Annotated in this window: 27 protein-coding genes; 22 read left to right on the top strand and 5 right to left on the bottom strand. The window is 63.5% G+C overall.

The genetic code is table 11. From position 1 onward, the window contains the following. The 8 genes from IF809_RS22075 to IF809_RS22040 form a co-directional block, all read left to right on the top strand. Positions 1-570: thiamine pyrophosphate-dependent enzyme (locus IF809_RS22075; protein ID WP_462838502.1), on the top strand; the 570-nt coding region annotated here is incomplete at its 5' end. 25 nt (positions 571-595) lie between these two features. Continuing rightward, positions 596-1,138, top strand: coding sequence for an acetolactate synthase small subunit (ilvN, locus tag IF809_RS22070; RefSeq protein ID WP_092299629.1), 543 nt, complete (start codon positions 596-598; stop codon positions 1,136-1,138). Between the two features lie 3 nt (positions 1,139-1,141). After that, on the top strand, positions 1,142-1,837 hold the full coding sequence (locus IF809_RS22065) for a class I SAM-dependent methyltransferase (RefSeq protein WP_128964776.1): 696 nt from the start codon (positions 1,142-1,144) through the stop codon (positions 1,835-1,837). 45 nt (positions 1,838-1,882) lie between these two features. Next, positions 1,883-2,758, top strand: coding sequence for an EamA family transporter (locus IF809_RS22060; protein WP_128964777.1), 876 nt, complete (start codon positions 1,883-1,885; stop codon positions 2,756-2,758). Between the two features lie 7 nt (positions 2,759-2,765). Continuing rightward, positions 2,766-3,368 (top strand): LysE family translocator, encoded by a 603-nt coding sequence (locus IF809_RS22055; RefSeq protein WP_462838501.1) that lies wholly within the window; start codon positions 2,766-2,768, stop codon positions 3,366-3,368. A gap of 132 nt (positions 3,369-3,500) precedes the next feature. Then, entirely contained in the window at positions 3,501-4,520 is a 1,020-nt protein-coding gene (gene ilvC, locus IF809_RS22050; protein WP_018640837.1) for a ketol-acid reductoisomerase, read from the top strand. Between the two features lie 495 nt (positions 4,521-5,015). Then, positions 5,016-5,867, top strand: a complete 852-nt coding sequence (locus IF809_RS22045) for an SDR family oxidoreductase (protein WP_462838500.1) — start codon at positions 5,016-5,018, stop codon at positions 5,865-5,867. Positions 5,868-5,870: 3 nt separating this feature from the next. Further along, entirely contained in the window at positions 5,871-6,227 is a 357-nt protein-coding gene (locus tag IF809_RS22040; protein WP_462838499.1) for a lysozyme inhibitor LprI family protein, read from the top strand. Positions 6,228-6,237: 10 nt separating this feature from the next. Here the strand turns inward: IF809_RS22040 and IF809_RS22035 are convergent, their stop codons facing one another. Continuing rightward, the gene (locus tag IF809_RS22035) at positions 6,238-6,855 is read right to left on the bottom strand and encodes a hypothetical protein (protein ID WP_462838498.1); all 618 of its coding nucleotides are present in this window, start codon (positions 6,853-6,855) and stop codon (positions 6,238-6,240) included. Positions 6,856-7,042: 187 nt separating this feature from the next. Between IF809_RS22035 and IF809_RS22030 the strand changes: the two genes are divergently transcribed. The 5 genes from IF809_RS22030 (at position 7,043) to IF809_RS22010 (ending at position 12,897) form a co-directional block, all read left to right on the top strand. Beyond that, the gene (locus IF809_RS22030; RefSeq protein ID WP_462838497.1) at positions 7,043-7,612 is read left to right on the top strand and encodes a TetR/AcrR family transcriptional regulator; all 570 of its coding nucleotides are present in this window, start codon (positions 7,043-7,045) and stop codon (positions 7,610-7,612) included. Positions 7,613-7,834: 222 nt separating this feature from the next. Beyond that, a complete protein-coding gene (locus IF809_RS22025) occupies positions 7,835-9,547 on the top strand; it encodes a sulfatase-like hydrolase/transferase (RefSeq protein WP_462838505.1) in 1,713 nt (570 codons plus the stop codon). 248 nt (positions 9,548-9,795) lie between these two features. Further along, entirely contained in the window at positions 9,796-10,962 is a 1,167-nt protein-coding gene (locus tag IF809_RS22020) for a COG1470 family protein (RefSeq protein WP_462838496.1), read from the top strand. Further along, a complete protein-coding gene (locus IF809_RS22015; RefSeq protein ID WP_462838495.1) occupies positions 10,959-11,945 on the top strand; it encodes an ABC transporter ATP-binding protein in 987 nt (328 codons plus the stop codon). Before IF809_RS22020 ends, IF809_RS22015 begins: the two co-directional genes overlap by 4 nt. Then, positions 11,935-12,897: an ABC transporter permease gene (locus tag IF809_RS22010; RefSeq protein WP_462838494.1), complete on the top strand. Its 963-nt coding sequence runs from the start codon at positions 11,935-11,937 to the stop codon at positions 12,895-12,897. The genes IF809_RS22015 and IF809_RS22010 overlap by 11 nt, the downstream gene beginning before the upstream one ends. Positions 12,898-12,992: 95 nt before the next feature. On the opposite strand, the gene IF809_RS22005 is transcribed toward IF809_RS22010, so the two are convergent. Together IF809_RS22005 and IF809_RS22000 are read right to left on the bottom strand one after the other, a co-directional pair. Further along, positions 12,993-14,552: a glycine betaine ABC transporter substrate-binding protein gene (locus IF809_RS22005; RefSeq protein ID WP_462838493.1), complete on the bottom strand. Its 1,560-nt coding sequence runs from the start codon at positions 14,550-14,552 to the stop codon at positions 12,993-12,995. Further along, positions 14,549-15,331, bottom strand: coding sequence for an ATP-binding cassette domain-containing protein (locus IF809_RS22000; RefSeq protein WP_462838492.1), 783 nt, complete (start codon positions 15,329-15,331; stop codon positions 14,549-14,551). Before IF809_RS22000 ends, IF809_RS22005 begins: the two co-directional genes overlap by 4 nt. A gap of 130 nt (positions 15,332-15,461) precedes the next feature. On the opposite strand from IF809_RS22000, the gene IF809_RS21995 reads away from it, so the two are divergent. Beyond that, positions 15,462-16,280, top strand: coding sequence for an ABC transporter ATP-binding protein (locus IF809_RS21995; protein WP_128964786.1), 819 nt, complete (start codon positions 15,462-15,464; stop codon positions 16,278-16,280). Beyond that, a complete protein-coding gene (locus tag IF809_RS21990; protein ID WP_462838491.1) occupies positions 16,280-17,065 on the top strand; it encodes an ABC transporter permease in 786 nt (261 codons plus the stop codon). Before IF809_RS21995 ends, IF809_RS21990 begins: the two co-directional genes overlap by 1 nt. 44 nt (positions 17,066-17,109) lie before the next feature. On the opposite strand, the gene IF809_RS21985 is transcribed toward IF809_RS21990, so the two are convergent. Next, positions 17,110-17,559: a cupin domain-containing protein gene (locus tag IF809_RS21985; protein WP_462838490.1), complete on the bottom strand. Its 450-nt coding sequence runs from the start codon at positions 17,557-17,559 to the stop codon at positions 17,110-17,112. Positions 17,560-17,696: 137 nt separating this feature from the next. On the opposite strand from IF809_RS21985, the gene IF809_RS21980 reads away from it, so the two are divergent. From IF809_RS21980 to IF809_RS21950, 7 genes are all read left to right on the top strand, one after another. Further along, positions 17,697-18,722 (top strand): ABC transporter substrate-binding protein, encoded by a 1,026-nt coding sequence (locus IF809_RS21980; protein ID WP_462838489.1) that lies wholly within the window; start codon positions 17,697-17,699, stop codon positions 18,720-18,722. A gap of 29 nt (positions 18,723-18,751) precedes the next feature. Continuing rightward, positions 18,752-19,456, top strand: coding sequence for an NUDIX hydrolase (locus IF809_RS21975; protein ID WP_128964790.1), 705 nt, complete (start codon positions 18,752-18,754; stop codon positions 19,454-19,456). Between the two features lie 213 nt (positions 19,457-19,669). Next, positions 19,670-20,440, top strand: a complete 771-nt coding sequence (locus IF809_RS21970; protein WP_462838488.1) for an ABC transporter ATP-binding protein — start codon at positions 19,670-19,672, stop codon at positions 20,438-20,440. Beyond that, a complete protein-coding gene (locus IF809_RS21965; RefSeq protein ID WP_462838487.1) occupies positions 20,440-21,144 on the top strand; it encodes an ABC transporter ATP-binding protein in 705 nt (234 codons plus the stop codon). Before IF809_RS21970 ends, IF809_RS21965 begins: the two co-directional genes overlap by 1 nt. A 7-nt stretch (positions 21,145-21,151) precedes the next feature. Next, positions 21,152-22,033, top strand: coding sequence for a branched-chain amino acid ABC transporter permease (locus tag IF809_RS21960; RefSeq protein WP_462838486.1), 882 nt, complete (start codon positions 21,152-21,154; stop codon positions 22,031-22,033). Beyond that, positions 22,030-23,049 carry a branched-chain amino acid ABC transporter permease gene (locus IF809_RS21955; protein WP_462838485.1) on the top strand — a complete coding sequence of 340 codons (1,020 nt, stop codon included), beginning with the start codon at positions 22,030-22,032 and terminating at the stop codon, positions 23,047-23,049. The genes IF809_RS21960 and IF809_RS21955 overlap by 4 nt, the downstream gene beginning before the upstream one ends. Continuing rightward, complete coding sequence (locus IF809_RS21950; protein WP_128964794.1) at positions 23,009-23,947, top strand: polyphosphate kinase 2 family protein; 939 nt, start codon at positions 23,009-23,011, stop codon at positions 23,945-23,947. The genes IF809_RS21955 and IF809_RS21950 overlap by 41 nt, the downstream gene beginning before the upstream one ends. 235 nt (positions 23,948-24,182) lie before the next feature. On the opposite strand, the gene IF809_RS21945 is transcribed toward IF809_RS21950, so the two are convergent. Beyond that, positions 24,183-25,067, bottom strand: a complete 885-nt coding sequence (locus IF809_RS21945; RefSeq protein WP_462838484.1) for an MBL fold metallo-hydrolase — start codon at positions 25,065-25,067, stop codon at positions 24,183-24,185. Positions 25,068-25,261 lie beyond the last annotated feature (194 nt).

Here is a 25,261-nt window from a genome sequence, read left to right as displayed (position 1 = left end):
CAGCATCAGATGTGGGCGGCGCAGTTCTATGGCTTCGAGGAGCCGCATCGCTGGATGACGTCGGGCGGTCTCGGCACGATGGGCTACGGCCTGCCGGCCGCGGTCGGCGTGCAGGTGGCGCACCCCGACAGCCTCGTCATCGACATCGCGGGCGACGCCTCGGTGCAGATGACGATCCAGGAGATGTCGACGGCGGTCCAGTATGAGCTGCCGATCAAGATCTTCATCCTGAACAACCAGTACATGGGCATGGTGCGGCAGTGGCAGCAGCTGCTCCATGGCAACCGCCTGTCGCATTCCTACTCCGAGGCGCTGCCGGATTTCGTCAAGCTCGCGGAAGCCTATGGCGCAGTCGGTCTTCAGGTCACCAAGCCTGCCGATCTCGATGGTGCCATCAAGGAGATGATCGCGGTCAAGCGGCCGGTGCTGTTCGATTGCCGTGTCGCGGCGCTGGAGAATTGTTTCCCGATGATTCCCTCCGGCAAGGCCCATAACGAGATGTTGCTGCCGGAGCAGGCCAACGATGAGGCCACGGCCAAGGCCTTCGCGGGCGGCAAGGCTCTGGTGTGAGCACGATAGATTTGAGGGGATGACAATGAACCAGCCCGCATCCGCGTACTTCATCGAAGAACGCCACGATCCGAACGAGACACACACGTTGGCCGTGCTGGTGCAGAACGAGCCGGGCGTGCTCGCGCGCGTCATCGGCCTGTTCTCCGGCCGCGGCTACAACATCGAGAGCCTCACGGTCTCGGAGACCGAAGCGCAGAAGCATCTGTCGCGCATCACCATCGTCACCACGGGGACGCCGATGGTGATCGCGCAGATCAAGCATCAGCTCGACCGCATGGTTCCGGTTTACCAGGTCGTCGACATGACGCAGACCCGCCGATCGATCGAGCGCGAGCTGGCGATGGTGAAGGTGCGCGGGCAGGGCGAACACCGCGTCGAGTCTCTGCGTCTGGCGGATGCCTTCCGCGCCCGCGTGATTGATGCCACCACCGAGAGCTTCGTGTTCGAGATCACAGGCAATACGGACAAGATCAACCAGTTTATCGACCTGATGCGCCCGCTCGGCCTTGTCGAGGTGTCGCGCACCGGCGTTGCCGCGATCGGTCGCGGGCCTGAAGGGATGTGAGCCATGCTGGCGCGCGACTGGTACTACAACGAGCGGAACCGGATGGGCATCGAGCCCGCGGTGGCGTCGATCTACGATGCCCACGACGATGCCGATCTGCGGGCGCGCGCCGCACTGAAGGTGCTTGGAGTGCAGCGCGGCTGGCGCATCGCCGACATCGGCTGCGGCAACGGCGTGCTCGCCACCGAGGCCGCGCTGATGGGCGCCGAGGTGGACGCCATCGACATCTCGCCGGCGATGCTGGCGCTCGCCGAGATCTATGCGCGTGACCGCAAGGCGCCCGTGCGCACCCAGTCCGCCGGCCTGCTCAGCTTCGCCTACCGGCCGGAATCGTACGATTTGATCGTCAGCGAGTTCACGCTGCATCATCTGCCGGACTTCTGGAAAGTAGTGGCTATGTCGCGGATATTTCGTGCGTTGAAGCCCGGTGCGAGCTTCTACTTGCGCGACATCGTCTATGCGTCGATGCCCGATGCGATCGAGCGCGACGTCGAGCAATGGGCCGACTACCAGATCAAGAACCACGATTTCTCGCGCGAGAGCGTGGTGACGCATATGCGCGACGAATATTCCACCTTCGGCTGGGTGATGGAGCGGATGCTGACCGATGTCGGCTTCACGCTGGTCTCGACCGATTATCACGCCCCGATGCACGGCACTTATCTCCTCCGCAAACCGAAAGCCGGCGAGCAAGGCTAGACGAAGAACAACAGGGCTGCACGACAAGCAGGACCGATAACAACAATGAAGCCGGCCGACATCCTCATCGCCCTCATGGTGGCGATCATCTGGGGGCTTGCCTTCGTGGCGAGCCGGATCGCGCTCGACGAGTTTTCGCCCGAGCTGATGACGGCGATGCGTTTTTCGATTGCCGCGCTGCCATGCCTGTTCATTCCCAAGCCGAAGGTCGCCTGGTCGCTCCTGATCGCGATCAGTTTCACGCTGTTTCTCGGGCAATTCCTGTCGCAGGCCTACGGCATTGCCCATGGCGTGCCGGTGGGACTGACCTCCGTTGTGGTGCAAAGCCAGGCGCTGTTCACCATCGGTTTTGCCGCGATCGCCTTCGGCGAGCGTCCGACGCCGGCGCAGACGGTGGGCATCGTCATCGCTGCAGTCGGGCTGCTGATGATCTGCGGCACCGTCGGCTATGATTTCAGCGTGGCTGCGTTTGCCGTGCTGATGATCTCGCCGATCAGTTTTGCCGCGGGCAATCTGCTGTTGCGCGGCGCACGCGGCGCGCCGATGTTCGATCTGTTCGCGTGGCTGTGCCTCGCCTCGGCGGTGCCGCTGTTCGTACTGGCGCTCGTCGCCAACGGGCCAATGCCGACCTTCCAGTCGTTGAGCCATATGTCCCTGACATCGGCTCTCTGCATGCTGGCGCTTGGCGGCGTCTCGACGAGTATCGCCTATTGGCTGTGGGGCCGGCTGCTGCGCGACTATCCAGCGGCCCAGGTGGTGCCGTTTGCGCTGCTGGTGCCGTTCGTCGGCTCCGCAGCCTCCAGCATCGTATTCGGCGAGCGGTTCGGTCCGCTGCGCCTCGCCGGCATGTTGACTGTGATCGGCGGAATCGCCGTCATGGTGCTGGCCAGACGCCCGCAAACGTTGCCGAAGACTGCGTGAGGTAACTATGGCCTATTCGCTGTTCTACGCTTTCCTCGCCTTTATGGTGGTGATGTATTTCACGCCGGGGCCGAACAACATCGTGCTGTTGTCCTCCGGCCTGACCTACGGTTTCCGCCGCACCATTCCGCACATTGTCGGCATCGTCCTCGGCTTTGCGTTCATGGTCGGCACCGTCGGCCTCGGGCTCGGCACCGTCTTCCTGGCCTATCCGATCCTCCAGACCATCCTGAAATATGCCGGCGCCGCCTACCTGATCTATCTTGCTGCCGTGATCGCCATGTCCGGCCCGGCCAAGCCGGGCGAAGCGGACGGCCGCGGCCCGATGACCTTCTGGGGCGCTGCCATGTTCCAGTGGATCAATGCCAAGGGCTGGGTGATCGTGATCGGCACCATCACGGCCTATGCGGCCATTGCCCAGTTCCCGATCAACATCGCGATCCAGACCCTGATCAGTCTGCTGGTCGGCACGGTCTCGACCGTGGTCTGGGCTTTCTTCGGCACTGCACTACGGCCGGTGCTGACCTCCGAGCGTTTGGTCCGCGCCTTCAATATCCTGATGGCGCTCCTGCTGCTTGCCTCCCTCTACCCCGTTTTCATGGATGCATGATGCCGCGGATTTCCATGCAGAAACGGGTTTCCCTCAGGGCTGAAAATGCTCTAGACAGCCCCCGAAATCCGCAAATTCCACCCTTCGGACACTGACCATCGGCCGATTTTGGCCCTCAACGAGGAAACGACTATGCGTGTTTATTACGATCGCGACGCCGACCTGAACCTGATCAAGGGGAAGAAGGTCGCCATCGTCGGCTATGGCAGCCAGGGCCACGCCCATGCGCTCAACCTGAAGGACTCCGGCGTCAAGGAAGTGGCGATTGCGCTGCGCAAGGACTCGAGCTCGGTGAAGAAGGCGGAAGCCGCCGGTTTCAAGGTGATGGAAGTCGCCGAAGCCGCCAAATGGGCCGACCTCGTCATGATGCTGACCCCCGACGAGCTCCAGGGTGACATCTATCGCGAGCACCTGCACGACAACATGAAGAAGGGCGCCGCCCTGGTATTCGCGCACGGCCTCAACGTCCACTTCAATCTGCTCGATCCCCGCGCCGACCTCGACGTGCTGATGATCGCGCCGAAGGGCCCCGGCCACACCGTGCGCTCGGAGTATCAGCGCGGCGGCGGCGTGCCCTGCCTGATCGCTATCGCCAAGGATGTCTCGGGCAACGCCCATGACCTCGGCCTGTCCTACGCCTCGGCCGTCGGCGGCGGCCGCGCCGGCATCATCGAGACCACCTTCAAGGAAGAGTGCGAGACCGATCTGTTCGGCGAGCAGGTGGTGCTCTGCGGCGGCTTGGTCGAACTGATCAAGGGCGGCTACGAGACCCTGGTCGAGGCCGGCTATGCCCCGGAGATGGCCTATTTCGAGTGCCTGCACGAAGTGAAGCTGATCGTCGACCTGATCTATGAAGGCGGCATCGCCAACATGAACTACTCGATCTCCAACACCGCCGAATACGGCGAGTACGTCACCGGTCCGCGCATCATCACGGACGAGACCAAGAAGGAGATGCGGAAGGTTCTGGCCGACATTCAGGGCGGCAAGTTCGCTCGCGACTGGATGCTCGAGAACAAGGTCAACCAGACCTCGTTCAAGGCGACCCGCGCCAAGCTCGCCGCACACCCGATCGAGGAAGTCGGCGCGAAGCTGCGCGACATGATGCCCTGGATCAAGAAGGGCGCGCTGGTCGACAAGTCGAAGAACTGACGGCATCGCCGTCATTCCCGGGGCGGGCCATGCGCGCCCCGGATGACGAGCCAACCAAATCTTAAATCTTCGCGGATATATTGGAGCGAGATCGCCAGACAGCGGTCTCGCTCTTTTCATCTCCCGCGAAGCATTGCGGCTTCATTCAAATTCTTCGCGAGTTGAAGTACTCCCAGATAGCCAAGGACTGACGCTTAAACCACATTCTTGGGCCCGCGTCGTTCTTCAGAGTCTTCTCGGGGCTTCTCGATCGCCAAAAGCGCTGGGTCTTCAGAGTCTAGGGTTCGGCTCTTCATCCGCGCTTTCAAGGCACAATCAATCGCTCTTCGCGACGTTCGCGCGCCACTTCAGCTTAAGAGGCGGCATTGACATGCCTGCTTGCACGGCATCGCGGTTGCGAAAAGCTCGTCCGTGCGCGGCTTGAGAAGCTGGTAGCATTGCGTTGTCGCGGCGTCCTCCTACATGATCGCCGGGGCACTGGAAGGGGGGAGGACTATGCGATCTGTCGTCGTCACCGGCGCGTCTACCGGCATTGGCTGGGCCATTGCCAAATTTCTGGTCGGGCGCGGCTATCGTGTCTTTGGCAGCGTTCGCAAGCAGGCCGATGCCGACCGGCTGCAGGGTGACTTCGGCGCGAACTTCACGCCGCTGCTATTCGACGTCACCGACGAGCCTGCGGTGCTGGCCGCTGCGCGCCAGGTGCGCGAGGCGTTAGCGGGCGAGACGCTGGCGGGCCTTGTCAACAACGCCGGCGTTGCCGTCGCCGGCCCCGTGCTCGAATTGCCGGCCGATGATTTCCGGCGCCAGATGGACATCAACGTTATCGGCCCTGTCATCGCGACGCAGGCCTTCGGGCCGCTGCTTGGCGCCGACCCGTCGCTGAAGGGCCCAAAGGGCCGGATCGTGATGATCAGCTCGGTCGCTGGCAAGAACGGCAATCCGCTGTCGGCGCCGTATTGCACCTCCAAACACGCAATCGAGGGCCTTTCGGAGAGCCTCCGCCGCGAGCTGATGCTGTTCGGCATTGACGTCATCATCGTCGCTCCCGGTGCGGTAAAGACGCCGATCTGGAGCAAGGCCGAGGAGATCGATCTCTCCGTCTACAAGAACTCGCCCTATCTGCCGGCGCTCACCAAGGTGATGGCTTTCATGATGGAGCTCGGCGCCAATGGGCTGCCCGCCGAGCGGATTGCCGAGATCGTGTTCGAGGCATTGACCGCGGTAAACCCCAAGGTGCGCTACCAGATCACGGCGGACCGGCTGCGCCATCTGATCGCCGCCGTGCTGCCGAAGCGGACATTCGATCGCATCATCGCCAAGCGGCTTGGGCTGCTGCCGCAGGGTTGAAGGATGCGAAGCCTTCTCATCGCCGCCCTTTGCGCCGTCGCCACAGCTGCGAAAGCCGGCGATCAGGGTGATCAGCAATCCTGCGGCGGTTCGACCGCCGAGATGGTCGAGTGCCTGAAAGTGCAGACCGCGCAATGGGACAAGCGTATGACCATCGCCTATCAGCAGGCGATGAAGAATGCCGGCGAAGCGCAGCACGATCAGCTTCGCGCCGCGCAGCGGCTCTGGATCCAGTACCGCGACGCCAATTGCCTGTATTACGGCCTGGGTGAGGGCATCATTGCCCGTATCGATGCCGGGGAGTGTCTGCGCCGGATGACCGAGGCCCGCGCCCGCGAGCTCGAGAGCCTCGGTCGCTAATTTAGCACGACTATGCCTCGGCAATCCGCTGTCTCGGACGCGCGGCCATCGCGATCAGCCTCAGCGTCATCACAGCGAGCAGCGGAAGGAGGAAGGCGGCATAGAGCGGCATGGCCGGTACGCGCTTGCCGAACGACACCATGAACTGGAACCAGAGGTAATAACCACCCGCGAGGTGCAGCGCGCGCCAGGCGCGCGGACCGATCAATGCGGCCGTGCGGTCGAGCGAGGTCGCGCTCATGGCGATGATGAGGGCATACCCGATGCCGCCGAAGATGTAGGAGGCCGGAGAGGTCGCCTGCGCAAAAGCCGCCGGATCCATCTTCGCGAAGGCGACGATCGCCATCGCATGGATGGCGTGGGACGCCGCAAAGCTCAGGCCCAGATAGCGTCGGTTGCGGCGCTGCCAGCGCGTCCAGGCGTTGGGGCGGAGCCCCGCCAGCGCCGCGGCGCTGAACGCCAGGCAAAACAGCAGCAACGAGCTGCGCGCCGTGAAGCGGATCACCATGCGGATGCCGTCAACCTCGAACTGCCGCATCGATGCGATCCAGAGGCTTAAGGCGATCAGACTCAGCGTGAGGACGGCGAGCAGCCGCCACCCTTCGAGCCAGCTCCGACGTTGCGGCATGGTGGTCTCCTTTATTATGTAATCAATGATTACATTGCGAGGAGATGCGATCGTCAATGGTGTAATCGCTGCTTACATTCACGTTGAGGTGATGCTAAGAGGCGCCATGTCTCCCCGCCAGACACCCAAGCCTCGCGCTCGCCAGACGTCCGAAGCCCGGCCGTATCACCACGGCGACCTTCGCCGAGTGCTGATCGATGCTGCGTTGCAGCTGGCAGCCGAAGGCGCCGAGGTCTCGGTGCGGGAGGCCGCGCGCCGGGCTGCGGTCTCGCCGGGAGCGCCATTCCGGCATTTTCCCAACCGCGACGCCTTGATGGCTGCCGTGGCCGAGGAGGCGCAACGGCGCTTTCGCGTCGAGATCGAAGCCGCGCTGGCAGACGCTCCGGCCGCCGATGCCCTGGCCCGCTTCCGCGCCTTCGGGCTGGCCTATGTGCGATGGGCCATGCGCAACCCCGCGCATTTCGAGATCGTCTCCACGGGGCGCTATTTCGTCCATGGCAGCTCTGCCGAGCTGACGCGCGACAATGCCGAGCTGATCGCGCTGACCGAACGGATGCTGGCTGAGGCGGCCGCGCAGGGCCTGCTGCGCCCAGCCGATCTGAAGCGCATCCTGATCGCCGGCCGCGCCCTGATCTACGGTTTCGCCCGGATGAACCTCGATGGCCATTTCCCGCGCTGGGATGTGGAGGAGGACGAGATCGAGCAGATGGCAGAGGAGGTGATCGACCTGTTCATCGCGGGGATCACCAAGTCCTGACACGTCGTGACCCCTGGCACGTCCAGACCTAGCGCGGCTGCGGCCCTTCGCCGCCCGCTAACATTAAGCGAAGGTCGGACGCCGGATCGCGTTGCCTGCCCGTGACCGTTACATTACAGTTTTGTGACACGGTGCAGCCGGCTGCGCCGGACGCTCTGGCCGTCTTGAGGTCGGCCAGAGAGCTTGGCATCACCGCGCCGGAACGTGTTCAGCGTGTCCTCGATGGCGTCCGCGCCCAATCCAGGTCCTTCCGCCACCACCGCCGTTCTAGCGAGCGTCGCTGCGCTCGGCATCTGGCGGCTGCTCGCGGTGGCCGCGCCACATCTGGCAGCGCTATCGCTGATGTACGAGACCGAGACCGATTTCGGCTCGCGCCTTTCCTTCCTGCTCGCCTGGGGCATCCTCAACTTCTTCTGGATCACGCTGCTACGCCGGCCCGCCCTGTCGGGCGCGCTGTCGCTGACCATGGTCGTGGTGCTGGTGCTGCTGTCGCGGCTCAAGCACGACGTCGCGCAGATGACGGTCAACTTCATCGACCTGATGATGATCGACCGTGACACGGTCGCGTTCCTCTTCACGATCTTCCCGAACCTGCGCTGGTCGGTGATTGGGGCCGGCCTGCTTACGGTGCCACTGATGTATGCGCTGTGGTGGCTCGATCCATTTCGGATCCGCCGTCTGCCGGCGCTCGCTTGCAAGCTCGCCTGCCTCGCCACGCTGGTCTTCTATTCCATCTATCATCCGGATGAGGCCTGGCGCGGCTATTACGACGACGGCTACCTCTCGAAATTCTTCCGCTCCGGTGTCACCGCGGTCTCCGATTTCGTGCAGTACGGCTTCATGGAGTCGGCCGCCGCGGCGGGCGAGCGGCTCAACATGCCGCTGGTCGACGCCTGCCATCCTGCCGGCCGCCGGCCGAACATCATCATGATCCATGATGAATCGAGCTTCGATATCCGCGCCGCGCAGGGCATCAAGGTGCCCCCGGGCTACGGCAGCCACTTCAAGTCCTGGGACGGCAAGCAGCGCACGTTCCTGGCCGAGAGCAATGGCGGGCCGAGCTGGTTCACCGAATACAACGTGCTGGCCGGTCTCTCCTCACGCTCGTTCGGCCGCTTCGCCTATTTCGTGACACGTATTGCGTCGGGCCGCGTCGAGCGCGGATTGCCGCTGGCGTTGCGCCGCTGCGGCTATGAGACGATGTCGCTCTATCCCGCCTATGGAGGCTTCATGGGCGCGCGCAGCTTCCAGATGACGAGCGGCATCGAGCGCTTTCTCGACGCTCACGATCTCGGCGCCAGGAACGTCGAGCCCGACAGTTTTTTCTACGACAAGGCGTTGGGGTTGATGGGCGAGCGGACGCCCAACAAGCCGCTGTTCACCTTCATCTACCTCGGCGCCAATCATTTCCCCTGGGAGACGCGCTTCCGCCCCGATCTGTTGCCGAACTGGCGCACGCCGGGCAACGTGCCTTCCATCGACGAATATCTGCGCCGCCAGGCGATGAGCGCCGAGCAATACAAGGGCTTCATCGCAGGCTTGAAGAAGACTTTTCCCGGCGAGCCCTTCCTGATCGTGCGCTATGGCGATCATCAGCCCGAGTTCGCTCCCGCTATCCTCGAGCCCGGACTCGACGAAGGCGCGATCGGCAGGAAGCTCGATGCTTACGATCCGCGCCTCTACGCGACCTATTACGCGATCGATGCGGTCAATTTCGAGCCGGTCAAAAGTGACGCCGTGATGGACACGATCGACGGTCCCTATTTGCCGCTGGTGATCCAGGAGGCCGCCGGCATTCCGCTGGATCCCTCCTTCGCCGAGCAGAAGGAGATCATGCTCCGCTGCAAGGGCATCTTCTATGGCTGCAACGACGGTACTGAAGCCCGGCGGCTGAACCGGCTGCTGATCAACGCGGGGATGATTCACGGTCTGTAACGCATCCGGTTTGTCGGCTCGTATAGCCGGAATATATATCGTATTACGATATGTTAATCTTTCGTCATGATCTCTTCAAACTAAAGTCTGAGCCGGAAAACGCCTGAAATCACCGACTTGTAATTGGCAGTGCGCCTCGCTTCCCAAACTTCGTCACGATTGGCCCCATCATCCGACGCGCTGCCACCATCGTCTTTTCCGGCGGTGAGTTGTCCAACCTCATGCCCCTTTCTTGCAGGAGAACATCCATGCGAGCGCTTGATGCCGCGCGCCTTGCATTCGCCCTCATGCTGCTGAGCCCGGCTGCCTATGCGGCCGAACCGGCGCACGACATCAAGGGCCTCTACCTCATGACCGACTATCCGGCGGTCACCGTGCGCCCCGGCACGACCAGCAACATCTCCCTGCGCCTGCAGAATTATGATCTGTCGCCGCAGCGCTATCAGCTTTCGGTGACCGGCGTGCCGAGCGGCTGGACTGCAACGCTGCTCGGTGGCGGCCAGCCCGTCGCGGCGGCAATGCCGGCGCCTGACGGCAGTGTCGCACTCCAGCTCAGGCTCGATGTTCCCGCCGGCAATGATCTCAGCGCGCATACGCTCACGGTGAAGGCCGAAGGGCAGGGCAGCAGTGCGGAGCTTCCTATCGCGGTATCGCTGGCCAAGGAGCTGCCGGCGAAGCTCACCGTCAAATCGAGCCTCCCGTCTCTGCGTGGCAGCCCGAAGTCCAATTTCGATTACACCCTCTCGATCAAGAACGATTCGGGTCGCAATCTCATCGCCAGCTTTGCCGCCGAAGCGCCCCCTAATTTCGAGACCTCCTTCACCGAGGCCTATGGCACCCAGGAGCTCTCCTCAATCCCGATCGACGCCGGTCAGTCCAAGGACGTCAAGCTGAAGGTGCGTCCGCCCACCACGATCGATGCCGGACATTTCCCGGTGAAGGTCACGGTGAAGGCGGAGGACGCCTCGGCGTCGACCGAGCTCGCGCTCGATGTCGTCGGACAGCCGCAGCTCCAGATTTCAGGACGCGACGGCCTGTTGAGTGCGCGCGCTGTTGCGGGCAAGCAAAGTTCGATTCCAATCGTCGTGACCAACACCGGCACCGCGCCCGCCGAGAACATCGCGCTGGCGGGCACCGCGCCGAATGGGTGGAAGGTGACGTTTGAGCCGGCGACGATCGATCGTCTCGTCCCCGGCAAAGACAGCGAGGTCCAGGCGCTGCTCACTCCCGGCGACAAGTCGCTGGCCGGCGACTATCAGACCACCATCCGCGCCTCCTCACGTGGTGAAAGCGCTTCAAGCCAATTCCGCATCACTGTCGCCACCTCGACCGTGTGGGGCGTGGCGGGTGCCGGCGTCATCGGCGTCGCGCTGTTGTTGATGCTTGGTGCAGTGGCAAGGTACGGACGCCGATGAGCGAGCAACAAACCGAGGCCAATAGTGCGCCCCGCGATCTCGTCATCAGCGCGCGTGGACTTGTCAGACAGTATGGAAAGTCGATCGCGGTCGATTCGATCGATTTCGGGATCGCACGCGGTGAGGTGTTCGGCCTCCTCGGCCCGAACGGCGCCGGCAAGACCACCACAATCCTGATGATGCTCGGCCTGACCGAGATATCGTCGGGCGAAGTCAGCGTGCTCGGCTTCGATCCGGCGCGCGAGCCGCTGAAGGTCAAGCAGCGCGTCGGCTATCTGCCCGATGCCGTCGGCTTCTACGACCAGCTTACGGCCACGGAGAATCTCGCCTACACGGCCAAGCTGATGGGGCTTGCCCGCGCCGAGCGGGCGGTGCGGATCGAGGCCGCGCTCGCCCGCGTTGGACTTGTCGAGGTTGCCGACAAGCGGGTCGCGACCTTCTCGCGCGGCATGCGGCAGCGGCTGGGCCTGGCCGAGATCATCATGAAGCGCGCCGAGATCGCAATTCTCGACGAGCCGACATCCGGGCTTGACCCGCAAGCGACGCAGGAATTCCTCGGCTTGATCCGCGAGCTGAAAGCCGAGGGCGTCACCGTGCTGCTGTCATCCCATATGCTCGACCAGGTCCAGCGCGTCTGCGACCGGGTCGCGCTATTCCGGGGCGGGCGCATCGTGCTGATGGGGTCGGTGCCGGAGCTTGCCGTCAAGGTGCTCGGCGCGGGCTTTGTCGTCGAGGTCGAGGCGGAAGGGCCGGGCATCGCCCGCCGGTTGGCAATGATCCCGGGGGTGACCCAGGTGGAGACCCTTGCTGCCGACCGTTTCCGCATGACGGCCGAGCGTGACGTGCGGCCGGATGCGGCGCGCGCCGTCGTTGCGGGCGACGGGGCGCTGCGGCGGTTGTCGGTGGACGAGCCGAGCCTCGAAGCGATCTATGCGCGCTACTTCCAGGGGCTGCCCGCGGGGGACGTTCGTCATGCGGCGTGAAGGATCTCCGTTCCAGGGCTTGTCGACGGTGTTCGTCAAGGAGCTGTCCGACCACGTCTCCAGCATGCGGATGCTGATGCTGGAGCTGCTGATCGTCTCCACTGCGCTTGCCGCGCTCTACGAAGCGATCAGCAGCCTCCGGCAGAACACTGCGGAAGATCCGTTTCTCCTGCTGCGATTGTTCACCATCGACCAGGCGCCTTTGCCGTCGTTTGTCGCGATCCTCGGCTTTCTCATTCCGCTGATGGCGATCGGGCTCGGCTTCGACGCCGTCAACAGCGAGCACAACAGGCGGACGATGTCGCGTATTCTGGCGCAGCCGATCTATCGTGATGCGCTGTTGATGGGCAAGTTCCTTGCAGCCCTCGCCACCATCGGGATCAGCCTCGCCGCCTTGTGGTTGCTGGTGATCGGCCTCGGACTGATCTTCCTCGGCGTGCCGCCGGGGGGCGAGGAGATGGCGCGATCGGCGGTGTTCCTGATCGTGGCGATCTTCTATGCTGGCGTCTGGTTGTCCCTGGCGATGCTGCTGTCCACCATATTCCGGTCGGCTGCCACCGCGGCGCTGGTCGCGCTGGGCATCTGGCTGTTCCTGACGGTGCTCTGGCCGATGCTGGCTCCAGCGCTGGCGCAGGCGATCGCACCTGTCGATCCGCGCTACGCGCTGCTCGGACTGAACGATCCGGCCACCGCGGTCTGGATGCAGGAGCTGCTCCGGTTGTCGCCGAACGACCTGTTCGGGGAAGCGATGCTGGCGGTGCTGTCGCCGACGACCCGCACGCTCGGACCGGTGTTTCTCGATCAGCTTCGCGGTGCCGTCATGGGTGCGCCGCTGCCGTTCGGCGAAAGCATCATGATCGCATGGCCACAGACCGTCGGCCTGATCGCCGGCACCATCATTCTGTTCGCCTTCAGCTACGTGCTGTTCCAGCGCCAGGAGGTGAGGGCGTGAGCTGATGACCTGATTGTGCTTTGCCCCTCTCGTCCTCCAAGAGATGGGCAGGAGGGGGTAGCCGGACGTCCCCTGCGGCTACCCCCTCGACTCTTCTACGGTCGTCCGACCTTCTCCCACAGCCACTTTGCCACCGCATCGGGCGAGGAGTTCGCATCGTTGCCACTGGCGCGTAGGTTCGCTTCGCGCATGGTGGTGATGTCGATCTTGCCGAGCAGCGGTTTCAGCGCCGTCTTGAGCCGCTCGTCGCCGGCGCGCTTGGGAGCGAGCAGCAGGATGGCATCATAGGGCGGGATCGCCTGCCTGGGATCATCGAGCGCCACCAGATCGTATTTCGCGATCAGCCCGTCGCTGGTGTAGCCGGCGATGACATCGACCTCGCCGCTCGCGACCGCCGCATACATGAAGTCCGGCTGCATCTGGCGTTGTGCGCGGAACCGAAGACCGTAGGCCTTTTGCAACGCCGCCCATTCCGGCCGGGAGAAGAACTCGTAGTCGCCGGCAATCGACAGCGTCGATGCGTGCGCGGCGAGGTCGGCAATGGTGCGGATGCCAAGCGCTTCGGCGCGCTTTTTCGGCATCACCAGCGCATAGGCATTTTCGAAGCCGAGCTCACCGAACAGGGTGATGTTGTCCTTGGCGAGCGCCGTCTTCAACTCCGTCACCAGCTCCGCGCGCGGCTTGATGTCGGTGCGGTGCAGCTGGTTGGCCCAGAGCGTGCCGGAATAGTCGACATAGAGGTCGATGTCGCCGGCTTTCAGCGCCTCGAAGATCACGCTCGAGCCGAGCCCCGATCGTGCCGTCGCGGAAAGGCCGGCCGCCTGGAGGCGGTCGCGGAGCAGGGCCGACAGCACATATTGTTCGGCGAAGGTCTTTGCGCCGACCACGTAGCCGGACGACGAACGCCCTGTCGTCGGCACCAATGTCGCCGCAACCAGCGCCGCGATCCCGATCGCGCCGAGCCCGGCGCGCAGGCGGTTGCGCTGGCGCAGCCCGTGCTCGATCAGGCCGAGGAGCTGGTCTACGGCGAGTGCGAGCAGCGCCGACGCAAAGCAGCCGAACAGCACGAATACCCAGTTCTGGGTCTGCAGCCCTGCAAAAATGTAGTTGCCGAGACTGGTCTGCCCGATCGGCGTCGACAGCGTCGCAGTGCCGATCACCCAGACCGCCGCGGTACGGACGCCGGCCATCATCACCGGCAGCGCCAGCGGCAACTCGACCATGAGAAGCGACTGCCGCGGCGTCATGCCGACTCCCTTGGCAGCTTCGATCAGGGCTGGGTCGATGCCGTTCAGCCCGGTGATGCCGTTGCGCAGCACCGGCAGCATCGAATAGAGCGCCAGGGCGAGCATCGCCGGCAGGAAGCCGAACGCGGAAAAGGAGACGCCGAACCAGGCCAGCGTCAGGGACGCAGCGAACAGCAGCAGCGGATAGAACAGCGCGAGCAGGGCCAGTCCCGGCACGGTCTGCACGATGCTGGCGAGCGCGAGCAGGATGGCACGCGGCGTCGGACGATTGCGGGTGGCGATTGCGAGCGGCAGGCTGACGGTAAGGCCCAGCGCGAGCGCGGCGAGGCTCACCTTCACATGATTGCCGAGATAGTCGGGCAAATGCGACAGCGCCTCGCCCCAGCGCGGATCATTGAGGAGGCTCATGCCGCACCGCTCTGCGGCAGGAGCGCGTTCAGCCGCTCGACCTGACGCCGCGGGGTTCGCAGCAGCTCCAGCACATAAGAATCCCCACTCTGCGACAGCTCGGCGGGCGTGCCTTGCGCCAGCAGCCTTCCGCCCCGCATCACCGCGATGCGGTCGGCGAGCAGGATTGCCTCCGTCATGTCGTGCGTGATCATCACCGTGGTCAGTTCGAGGCGGCGATGCAGTGAGCGGTAGTCGTCGCCGAGCGCGTCGCGGGTGAGGGGATCGAGTGCGCCGAACGGTTCGTCCATCAACATGATGCGTGGCTTTGCTGCGAGTGCCCGTGCAACGCCAACACGCTGGCGCTGGCCGCCCGAAAGCGCTTCGGGTAGTCGGTCCCGGTGGGTGGTGCCATCGAGCTGCACGAGCTCGATGAGCTGGTCGACGCGCGCCGCGATCTCGTGCGCGGGCGTGCCCAACAGCTTTGGCGTGATCCCGATATTGTCGGCGACGCTCAAATGGGGAAACAGCCCGCCGCTCTGGAAGACGTAGCCGATCCGGCGCCGCAGCGCGACCGGATCGATGTTTTGGATGTCCTCGCCCTCGACCGTGATGGTGCCGCCATCGGCCTCGATCAGCCGGTTGGTGAGCCGCAGCAGCGTCGTCTTGCCAGATCCCGACCCGCCGACGATGGCCAGAAACTCGCCCTCGGCAATGCCAAGCGACAAATCGTCGACGGCCCTGAGGGGGCCGAAGCTCTTGGTGACGTGCATATAGCCAATCATCGGTCTGGAAGGCATCAAACGTCCACTCAGCTCGCTTGCCCTCCAGAGGGAGGGTGGTCGAGACCCATGCGTAGCACGCTTGGCCGGTTGATTGAACTTGGCCGCGTGAGCGGCTAAGGCATCAAGCCAAATTCGGAGGAAACAGATGACAACGCCCACGGCAGTGGCGCTGGAAGATGCCAAGGTTGCGTTCCGGCTCGGGGACGGGCGGGTCTACACGGCGGTGGAGAAGGCCCATCTGACCGTCGCGCAAGGCGAGTTCGTCGCTATCGTCGGTCCGACCGGCTGCGGGAAATCGACGCTGCTCAATGTCGCCGCTGGGCTGCTTAAGCCCGCCGCCGGCAGCGTCAGGATATTCGACCGGCCGCTTGCGGGGCTGAACCGGGACGCCGGCTACCTGTTCCAGGCCGATGCGCTGTTCCCCTGGAAGACGGCGCTCGACAATGTCGCGATCGGGCTCGAGATCAAGGGCACGTCGCGCACTGATGCGCTGCCGCTGGCGCAGCAATGGCTGACCTCCGTCGGCCTCGGTGCCTTTGCGGCCCGCTATCCGCATATGCTTTCCGGCGGCCAGCGCAAGCGCGTGGCGCTGGCGCAGGTGCTGATCCGCGATCCCAAGATCCTCTTGATGGACGAGCCGTTCGGGCCGCTCGATGCGCAAACGCGCCAGGTGATGGGCAACCTTCTGCTCGACTTGTGGAACGCCGACCGCAAGGCCGTGCTGTTCGTGACCCATGATCTCGAAGAGGCCATCGCGCTCGCCGACCGCGTCGTGATCATGTCGGCGGGGCCGTCCTCGCGGATCATCGGCGACTGGCGCGTCACGTTGCCGCGTCCGCGCGATATCTTCGAGGTGCGGCTGGACAAAGAATTCCATGCGCTGCATCGCGAGATCTGGAGCGTCCTCAAGGACGAGGTGATGAAGGGCTACGCGCAGTCCACCCAAGCGGCGGAGGCGGTCTGATGTCGCGCGTGACGCTGCTCGCCTTGCAAGTCCTGGTCGCGATCGTCTGCATCGCGCTATGGCAGTTGCTGTCATCAGTGCCGGTGTTCGGCAAGATCCTGCTGCCGCCGTTCTTCTTCTCCAACCCGGTTGATGTGTTCGATCAGATCGTCAAATGGTTCGTCTCCGGCGTGATCTGGAAGCATCTCTGGATCACGCTCGTCGAATCGATCCTGGCTTTCGTGATCGGATCGCTCGGTGGCGTCCTCATTGGCTTCTGGTTCGCGCGCCAGCCATTGGTTGCCGCGGTGTTCGATCCTTACGTGAAGATGGTCAACGCGCTGCCCCGGGTCGTGCTCGCGCCGATCTTCGCGCTGTGGCTGGGTCTTGGGATCTGGTCCAAGGTCGCGCTCGGTGTGACCCTGGTGTTCTTCATCGTCTTCTTCAACGTCTATCAGGGCGTGAAGGAGGTCAGTCGCACCGTGCTCGACAATGGTAGGATGCTCGGTATGAGCGAGCGGCAGTTGATGCGGCACGTCTATTGGCCATCGGCGCTGTCCTGGATGTTCTCTTCGCTGCACACCTCGGTCGGCTTTGCCGTCGTCGGCGCCGTTGTCGGAGAATATCTGGGCTCGGCGGCGGGGCTCGGCTATCTCATTCAGCAGGCCGAGGGCGTGTTCGACGTGGCCGGCGTGTTCGCCGGCATGTTCGTGCTGTCGGCCTTCGTCATCCTGATCGACTTCGGCGTCACTCTGGTCGAGCGGAGACTGTTAGTGTGGCGGCCGACCGTGGACGGTCGCAGCTAGTGGAAAAGGGCCCGCGCACAAGCGCGAGCCCTCATCGCTCGACCTCAATCCAGCAGCTTGAGGTCATCAGGTGCCTGCGGCGGCGTCTTGATCGCGATCGCCTTGACCTGTCCGCTGATCGGCTTGGTGCCGCCGTGCGGCGTGCCCTTCGGAATGATGACGAGGTCGCCCGGCTTCACAGTCACTTCCTTGTCGCCGAGCCAGATCGTCCCGGTGCCGTCCAGGATGTACTGGATCTCGTTGGTGTTGGGATGCAGGTGCTTCGGCACATTCCCGACCTGGATCGAGACGGTGGCGCCGTCGGCGGTCATGAAGGTCTTGGAGCGGTAGCCCACCTTGTTGGCGGGGCCGAGCGCATCGCCTTCCATCTCTCCGGTATGGATGATCTGGGCGGTGATGTTTTCGGCGGCCAGCGCCGGCCCGAGCAGATAGGTCGCGCCGCATCCGGCGACAAAAGCCGCAGTGATCGACAGCCAGGCAGCAATGCGATTCATGGATGATCCTCCCCATCAGGAATGTTGTTGTGCGCCCATGCTATTGCGCCAAAAGGCTGATGGCCAGTGCGGCCAGGCAGTCCTTCTCAAGCCAGTGCCGCTGCTCTATGGTGCCGCCAGCCGAACGGAGGAAACCAATGAAGAATACGATTGCCAGGCTCGCTGGCGCGTTGCTCGCGCTGACGCTGTCCACCTCGCTTGCCGCAGCGCAAAGCAAGGTGACGATTGCGGTCGGTGGCGGCGCCTGCCTATGCTATTTGCCGACGGTGCTGGCCAAGCAACTCGGCGAGTACGAGAAGGCCGGTCTGAATGTCGACCTGGTCGACCTCAAGGGCGGCTCGGACGCGCTCAAGGCCGTGCTCGGCGGTAGCGCCGACGTGGTCTCAGGCTATTTTGACCATTGCGTCAACCTCGCCGCCAAGAAGCAGGAGCTCCAGGCGTTCGTCGTCTATGACCGCTATCCCGGCCTCGTGCTGGTGGTTGCGCCTTCGCACACCGCGGACATCAAGTCGATCAAGGACCTCGCCGGCAAGAAGGTCGGCGTGAGCGCGCCGGGCTCCTCCACCGACTTCTTCCTGAAGTATCTCCTCAAGAAGAACGGGCTTGATCCCGCCGGCACGGCCGTGATCGGCGTTGGCCTCGGTGCCACGGCGGTGGCCGCGATGGAGCAGGGACAGATCGAGGCCGCGGTGATGCTCGATCCCTCCGTCACCGTGCTCCAGGGCAGCCACAAGGATCTGCGCATCCTCAGCGACACTCGCACGCAGAAGGACACGCTCGAGACGTTCGGCGGCGAATATCCTGGAGGTGCGTTGTACTCGACCGTGGCCTGGATCAATGGCCACGAGAAGGAAACCCAGGCGCTGACCAACGCAATGCTCGCCACGATTGCCTGGATCCATTCGCACTCGCCCGAGGAGATCATGGCCAAGATGCCCGACGAAATGGTCGGCAAGAACAAGGACCTCTATCTCGCCGCGCTGAAGAATACGATTCCGATGTTCTCCGAGACCGGCAAGATGGACCCGAAGGGTGCTGATGCCGTGCTGGCGGTGTTCAGCGTCGGCTCGCCCGAGGTGGCCAACGCCAAGATCGACGTCAGCAAGACCTTCACCAACAAGTTCGTCGATCAGGCCAAGAAGACCACGGGGAACGCCAAATAACTGACGCGAAGGCTTGCTAGTCGAGCGTCATGACATCATCGACCATTCATCGCGTCACGACGCTTGACCTTGCCGTGCGCGCCGTCGCTTGGCCGTTCGCCGAGGAGCGGCGCGCCGAGATCGCTGCGCATTTCGCCGAGCAGCAGCGCGCGCGGCCGAAACTCTGGAACGGGCGCGTTCTGCTCGGGCGCGATGCCGTCTTCACGGGCGGTCATCTCGCCGCGACCTATTTCGAGACGGATTTCGCCAGCTTCCTGGCTTGGCGCGACTGGGGCTTTCCCGATCGGTCCGTGTTCAACGGTTTCGGCATGGGAGCGCTACGCGCCTCCGATGGCGCCTTCGTGATGGGCGAGATGGCGCACCACACTGCCAATTCGGGGCGCATCTACTTCCCGTCGGGCACGCCCGACCTCGACGATATCAAGGACGGTCGGCTCGATATCCCTGGCAGTGTCGTCCGCGAGATCGAGGAAGAGACTGGCCTGTTCCCTGCCGACTATGTGGCCGAGACGGACTGGCACTGTGTCGTCACCGGCCACTCGATCGCAATGATGCAGATCCTGAACCTGGATATGCCCGGTGAGGCGGTTCGCGCGAGGATCGAGGCCAATCTGGCTGATCAGGACGAGCCGGAGCTTTCGGCCATCCATCTCGTGCGCGGAATGGATGATCTCACGCCGACCATGCCGCGGTTTGTCACGGCCTTCATGGCGCAGCAGTTCGCCTCGCGCTGATGCGCAAGGCTTGACATCGCGCGGCGCAGCCCATGTGATGGGCGAAACCAAAGCAAAAGACTGCAATGCACAATCGTCCAGGGAGGTTTAGATGCGCCTGCGCATGGCTGCCCGCTTGGTACGTGGGCCGTTGATCGCGATTGCAGCGATACATCCGACCGCTCGGGTGCGGCGTGAGGCCATCCTGTCGCCCGGCAGCTAGCGGAGCGGGCGGTGCTGGAGGTCAGTGGGCTCGTGAAACGGTTCGGCGGCTTCACCGCCGTCAACAACGTCTCGTTCCGCGTCGATCAAGGCGAGATTCTCGGCCTGATCGGCCCCAACGGATCGGGCAAGAGCACGATCTTCAACATGCTCTCCGGCACGCTTTCGCCGAGCGGCGGCTCGATTCTGCTCGATGGCTCCGAGATCGCGGGGCTGGCGCCGCACCGGATCATCAACCGCGGCATCGGCCGCACCTTCCAGATCCCGCGGCCGTTCCGACGCCTCACCATTTTCGAGAACGTCGCGCTCGCCGGTTTCTACGGCCAAGGCCGCCATAGTCGCGCCGAGGCTGAGAAGGCGGCCGAGCGCGCGCTCGCGCTGGTCGGCTTGCCGACCGATCGCTATGCCAGTGTGGACGGCTTGGGCGCCGCCGGCTTGAAGAAACTCGAACTTGCGAAAGCACTCGCCACCGCGCCAAAGCTGCTGCTCGCCGACGAAAGCCTAGGTGGTCTCGACGAAGCCGAGATGGACCAGGCGGCCGACATGCTGCGCAACATCCGCGACGAGCTCGGCATCACCATCATCTGGGTCGAGCACATCATGGGCGTGTTGATGCGTGTCGTCGATCGCGTCATGGTGCTCGATCACGGCGAGAAGATCTCGGAAGGACTGCCGAGTGTTGTCGCCGCCGACCCGCGCGTGATCGAGGTCTATCTCGGCACCGATGCCGGAATCACGCAGGCCGCAGCCGCCGAAGCGCGCCGCCGTGCGGGAGGCCAATGATGCTGGAGCTTAGGGGCGTCAACGCCGGCTATGGCACCTTCCAGGCGATGTTCGATGTCGATCTCGACGTCAAGGCCGGCGAGGCCGTCGGCGTCATCGGTCCGAACGGTGCCGGCAAGACCACCTTGATGCGCGTGATCTCCGGTCTGATCCGCCCCACCCGCGGCTCGATCACCATGGAGGGCGTCGATGTCCTGGCGACGCCGGCGCATAAGATCGTCAGCCTCGGGATCGCGCATGTCCCGGAGAACCGGCGGCTGTTTCCGCAGCTTTCGGTCGACGACAATTTGAAGATGGGTGCTTTCATGAAGGAGGCGCGCGGCTACTACGCCGAGCGGCTGGAGGTCGTGTTCGATCTGTTTCCGCGGCTGAAGGAGCGTCGCCATCAGATGGCCGGCACCATGTCGGGCGGCGAGCAGCAAATGTGCGCGATCGGCCGCGCGCTGATGTCCAATCCAAAACTGCTGCTGCTCGACGAGCCCTCGGCGGGTCTGGCGCCCGTGGTGGTGCAGCAGGTGTTCGAGCTCGTGAAGCGGATCCGCGCCCGTGGGCTGACGGTGCTGATCGTCGAGCAGAACGTGCAGCAGGTGCTGCGCGTGGTCGACCGCGCTTACTTGATCGAGGCCGGCACGATCCGCGCCTCGGGCACCGCGGCCGAGATGCTGGCGAGCGACACGGTCAAGGAAGCGTATCTCGGGGTGTGAGGAATATATGCAGGCGTTCCTGGACATTTTCGATATCTATCTGCTGGAGGCCGTCATCAACGGCATCCTGCTCGGTGGCGTTCTGGCGCTGCTCGCGCTCGGGCTGAACCTGATCTTCGGCGTCATCGATGTGACCTGGATCTGCTACGCCGAGCTCGTCATGATCGGCATGTACGCGATGTATTTCATGGTCCAGTGGCACGGCATCAGCTATTTCATCGCGGCGCCGCTGACTATCCTGCTGGTGGCGATGCTCGGTGCTCTCCTGCATTATCTGGTGATTGCGCCGCTCTTGACGGCGCCGCCGATCAACCAGCTGCTCGCGACCGGCGGCGTGCTGTTCGTCCTGCAGAGCTTTGCCACCGTCGCCTTCGGCATCGACTTCCGCAACCTCGGCATCCGTCTGCCGGTGCTCGCCTTCGGCGACATGAATTTCAGCTACGCGCGATTGCTGTCGTTCCTGGCTGCGCTGGTCGGCATGGTTGCGGTCTATCTGTTCATGACCCGCACCTTCACCGGCACTGCGATCCGCGCCATCTCGCAGGATCGGCAGATCATGGCGCTGATGGGCGTCGACACCAAACGGATCTATCTCATTACGTCAGCCATTGGCGGCGGGCTGGCCGGGCTCGCCGCCTGCCTTTTGGTGCTGCAATACGACGTGCATCCCTTCGTCGGTCTCTCCTTCGGGCCGATCACCTTCCTGATCTGCGTGCTCGGTGGCCTCGGCAATTTCATCGGCGGCTTCATCGCGGCTTTCGTCTTCGCCGAGATCATCTCGCTCGGCGGCCTGTTCTCCGATCTCGAATGGGGCTACGTGCTCGCCTTCGCCTTCTTCATCGTCATGATGTTCATCCGGCCCGCGGGCCTGCTCGCGAGGCGCCGATGACGGGGCAGGGCCGGCTCGTCGCTTGGGCGATAGCGCTGGGGGCGCTGGTCGCGCTGCCCTTCGTCTATCGCGATCCCTATCATCTGCACATTCTCGTGCTGATCCTGATCTGGTCGTTCGCCTACACATCTTGGTCGATGATGGGCCGCTTCGGCCTGGTCTCGCTCGGGCATGGCGGCTTCATGGGGATCGGCGCCTATGTCACGGCGTTGCTTTGGAATCACCTGGGACTGTCGCCGTGGATCGGCATTCCCGCCAGCATGGTGGCGGCCGGGGCGCTGGCGCTGATCGTCGGCTATCCCTGTTTTCGCTTCCGCATCACCGGTCACTATTTCGTGCTGGTGACGCTCGCGCTGTCGGGCATCGTGCTCCAGATCATCACCGCGACGCGCGACTACACCGGCGGCTCGCTCGGCTACACGCCGAACCGCGCCGCCGGCAACAAGCTGCTGGCGCTGCAGTTCGACGACAAGACCAGCTGGTATCTGATCGCGCTCGCGGTGTGGCTCGGTGGCATCGCTGTCTGGCATCTGATTGATCGCAGCATGAGCCGTTACGCGCTGGAGGCGATCTCGGAGGACGAGGACGCCGCGGCCGCCGCCGGCGTCGACGTCACCGCGGAGAAGCTCAAGATCACCTTGATCAGCGCCGTGATGACGGCGCTGGCGGGTGCGATCTATTGCCAGTACCAGATGTTCATCACGCCCGACACGGTCAGCGGCATTGCGGTGTCGCTCCAGATGGTGTTCGCGGCCATCGTCGGTGGCTTGTTCGTCTCGCTCGGTCCGACCGTCGGTGCCGTCATCACCATCCTGCTGGCGGAAACCCTGCGCATCGGTTTCGGTACCAAGGCGGTCGGCTGGGACAATCTCGTCTATGGCGTGCTGCTGGTGCTTTTCATCATATTCCTTCCCAAGGGCATCCTTGGTAGCCTGCTCGACCGATTGAAGCCGCAACGAAAGGTGTCCCGCGCTCATGAGCAAGAAGCCGTCCAAATCGCTCGCCCAGGAACTTGACCGCTACATCAGGCCGTTCCGCCACGACGGAGCCGGCAAGTTTCACCTGCAGGACTACAAGACCAACGAGAAGGGCGATCTGGACAAGGAGACGGCGCAGGAGATTCTCGACGCCAACAAGAAGCGGCTGATCGCCTTCCAGGAGAAGCTCTACGCCCAGGACCGCTGGTCGGTGCTGATCGTGTTCCAGGCCATGGATGCCGCCGGCAAGGACAGTGCGATCAAGGCGATCTTCGAGGGCATCAATCCGCAGGGCTGCGAAGTCACGGCCTTCAAGGCGCCGAGCAGCAAGGAGCTCGACCACGATTTCCTCTGGCGCCATGTCGTCGCGCTGCCCGAGCGCGGCCGGATCGGCATCTTCAACCGCTCCCATTACGAGGAATGCCTGGTGACGCGGGTGCATCCGGAGATCCTTGCCAAGGAGAAGCTGCCCTCGAGGCTGATCACCAAGAACATCTGGAGGGAGCGGTTCGAGGACATCAGCGCCTTCGAGCGCTATCTCTGCCGCAACGGCACCGTGGTGCTGAAGTTCTTCCTCAACGTCTCCAAGGAGGAGCAGCGCGAGCGCTTCCTCGACCGGCTGGAGCAGCCGGCCAAGCAGTGGAAGTTCTCCATGGACGACATCAAGGAGCGCGCCTTGTGGCCGCGCTATCAGGCTGTCTATCAGGACATCGTGCGCCATACCGCGACGCCTCATGCGCCCTGGTATGTCGTGCCGGCCGACCACAAATGGTTCGCCCGCGTCGTCATCGGCTCGGTGATCGTCGCGGAGCTGGAAAAGCTGGACCTGCGCTTTCCGCGCGCCGACAAGGCTTCGCTGGCCGAGTTCGAGAATGTGCGCAAGGCGCTGGAGGCGGAGGAGAAGGGAGCGAAGAAGCGGGCCAAAGCAAAAAAATGAAACAACCCCATGCACAGTAGCGGACCCCAGCAAAATCAACAGCATGGTCCCGATATTCGGATTTTAAGAATTTAGGTTGACCCGTCGGGCAAAACAGGGGCATAATGCCATCATCGCGACAGGTCTCGTAGGGTGGGCAAAGCGTATGCGTGCCCACGCGAATTCTGCGATCGAGAGAGGTGGTGGGCACGGCGCGTTGCGCCTTTGCCCACCCTACGAGTTCTGTGCAAGCCGCCTAATACCCCCGGCCCCACCAGTAGCAGAAGCGCTCCACATTGGCGGGAAGGCTCGCCTCGTAATTCGCCCATTTCTCGTATTTCGGCAGCTTCACTTCCTTCATCGCGGTGTCGAAGCATTTGCCGGCGTCGGCCGCTTTCTTCACCTCGGCCGAGAGGTCCTCCATGTAGGCGATATCGTCCTCGACGTCCTTCTTGGTGCCGAGCCGGCCGCCGGCATAGGGATGGCCGGGGATCATCCGCTCCCAGTCGAGCGAGGCCAGCTTCTTCAGCGAGGCGATGTATTCGATTGGCGAGGCGTTGTCGGGGATGTTGCGGAACTGGACCGACTCGATCGGCGCGAAGTCGACGACGAAAACGATCTTCTCTTTCGGCAGCCGCATCACCAGCGAATTGTCGGAATGGTTGCGGCCGACATAGTCGAGCTCCAGCGTGGTGCCGCCGAGCGTGATGATCTTCCTGTCGTCGACCACCTGGTCCGGCAGCACGATGTCGGCCAGGAGCGAATTCTGCTTCTTCAACTCGAGCAGCCGTTCCCTGGTGCGACGATGCGCAATGAAGGTGGCGCCGAGGTCCTTGAACGGTTGGCCGCCGGCGATGTGGTCGTAGTGATGATGGCTGTAGACGACGTATTTGATCGGCTTGTCGGTGACGGCCTTGATCGCATCGATATAGGGTTTTGCGGGACGCAAATACGAGATGGGATCGGTCGCGATCACGCCCTTTGGCGTGACCACGAACATCGATTGATGGCCGCCATAGCGGAAGATGTAGACGTTGTCGGTGCCCTCGACCTTTCTTGTCGAGGTCTGGGGCGGGGTCTGCGCGAAAGCGGAGCCGGTGACGAGGGCGGCGAGAACGACGATGCAAGATAATGCTTTCATCTCTAGGCTTTCTGAAAAGGGATGAAACAAGGCGGCGGATGTGTCTCTCACACAAACGCTGCGAAGAGGGGTTTATTCCGCGCTCTTATGCGGTCAGTCTGTCGCGGGACAAGCGTGCAAATGTGATCCGCGGCGCTATCGATCGCGCTTGACAGTTTTGTGTCGGGGGAGGACCATGCATGTGGTCGCACACA

The organism is Bradyrhizobium sp. UFLA06-24 (assembly GCF_054967145.1).
Note: the sequence above shows the minus strand (reverse complement) of the source record. Positions and strands in the feature narration are given on the sequence as shown.

Bases quoted from the DNA above. Each gene is read 5' to 3' on its own strand.
- IF809_RS22005 (WP_462838493.1), bottom strand. From the start codon at position 14,552: ATGAGCCTCCTCAATGATCCGCGCTGGGGCGAGGCGCTGTCGCATTTG.
- IF809_RS22015 (WP_462838495.1), top strand. From the start codon at position 10,959: ATGAGCGAGCAACAAACCGAGGCCAATAGTGCGCCCCGCGATCTCGTC.
- IF809_RS22025 (WP_462838505.1), top strand. From the start codon at position 7,835: ATGGCGTCCGCGCCCAATCCAGGTCCTTCCGCCACCACCGCCGTTCTA.
- IF809_RS21960 (WP_462838486.1), top strand. From the start codon at position 21,152: ATGCAGGCGTTCCTGGACATTTTCGATATCTATCTGCTGGAGGCCGTC.
- IF809_RS22000 (WP_462838492.1), bottom strand. From the start codon at position 15,331: ATGCCTTCCAGACCGATGATTGGCTATATGCACGTCACCAAGAGCTTC.
- IF809_RS22045 (WP_462838500.1), top strand. From the start codon at position 5,016: ATGCGATCTGTCGTCGTCACCGGCGCGTCTACCGGCATTGGCTGGGCC.
- IF809_RS21990 (WP_462838491.1), top strand. From the start codon at position 16,280: ATGTCGCGCGTGACGCTGCTCGCCTTGCAAGTCCTGGTCGCGATCGTC.
- IF809_RS22065 (WP_128964776.1), top strand. From the start codon at position 1,142: ATGCTGGCGCGCGACTGGTACTACAACGAGCGGAACCGGATGGGCATC.
- IF809_RS21975 (WP_128964790.1), top strand. From the start codon at position 18,752: ATGACATCATCGACCATTCATCGCGTCACGACGCTTGACCTTGCCGTG.
- IF809_RS21965 (WP_462838487.1), top strand. From the start codon at position 20,440: ATGCTGGAGCTTAGGGGCGTCAACGCCGGCTATGGCACCTTCCAGGCG.
- IF809_RS21950 (WP_128964794.1), top strand. From the start codon at position 23,009: ATGAGCAAGAAGCCGTCCAAATCGCTCGCCCAGGAACTTGACCGCTAC.
- ilvN (WP_092299629.1), top strand. From the start codon at position 596: ATGAACCAGCCCGCATCCGCGTACTTCATCGAAGAACGCCACGATCCG.
- IF809_RS21995 (WP_128964786.1), top strand. From the start codon at position 15,462: ATGACAACGCCCACGGCAGTGGCGCTGGAAGATGCCAAGGTTGCGTTC.
- IF809_RS22035 (WP_462838498.1), bottom strand. From the start codon at position 6,855: ATGCCGCAACGTCGGAGCTGGCTCGAAGGGTGGCGGCTGCTCGCCGTC.
- IF809_RS22020 (WP_462838496.1), top strand. From the start codon at position 9,796: ATGCGAGCGCTTGATGCCGCGCGCCTTGCATTCGCCCTCATGCTGCTG.
- IF809_RS21945 (WP_462838484.1), bottom strand. From the start codon at position 25,067: ATGAAAGCATTATCTTGCATCGTCGTTCTCGCCGCCCTCGTCACCGGC.
- IF809_RS22055 (WP_462838501.1), top strand. From the start codon at position 2,766: ATGGCCTATTCGCTGTTCTACGCTTTCCTCGCCTTTATGGTGGTGATG.
- IF809_RS22010 (WP_462838494.1), top strand. From the start codon at position 11,935: ATGCGGCGTGAAGGATCTCCGTTCCAGGGCTTGTCGACGGTGTTCGTC.
- IF809_RS22060 (WP_128964777.1), top strand. From the start codon at position 1,883: ATGAAGCCGGCCGACATCCTCATCGCCCTCATGGTGGCGATCATCTGG.
- ilvC (WP_018640837.1), top strand. From the start codon at position 3,501: ATGCGTGTTTATTACGATCGCGACGCCGACCTGAACCTGATCAAGGGG.
- IF809_RS21985 (WP_462838490.1), bottom strand. From the start codon at position 17,559: ATGAATCGCATTGCTGCCTGGCTGTCGATCACTGCGGCTTTTGTCGCC.
- IF809_RS22040 (WP_462838499.1), top strand. From the start codon at position 5,871: ATGCGAAGCCTTCTCATCGCCGCCCTTTGCGCCGTCGCCACAGCTGCG.
- IF809_RS21955 (WP_462838485.1), top strand. From the start codon at position 22,030: ATGACGGGGCAGGGCCGGCTCGTCGCTTGGGCGATAGCGCTGGGGGCG.
- IF809_RS21980 (WP_462838489.1), top strand. From the start codon at position 17,697: ATGAAGAATACGATTGCCAGGCTCGCTGGCGCGTTGCTCGCGCTGACG.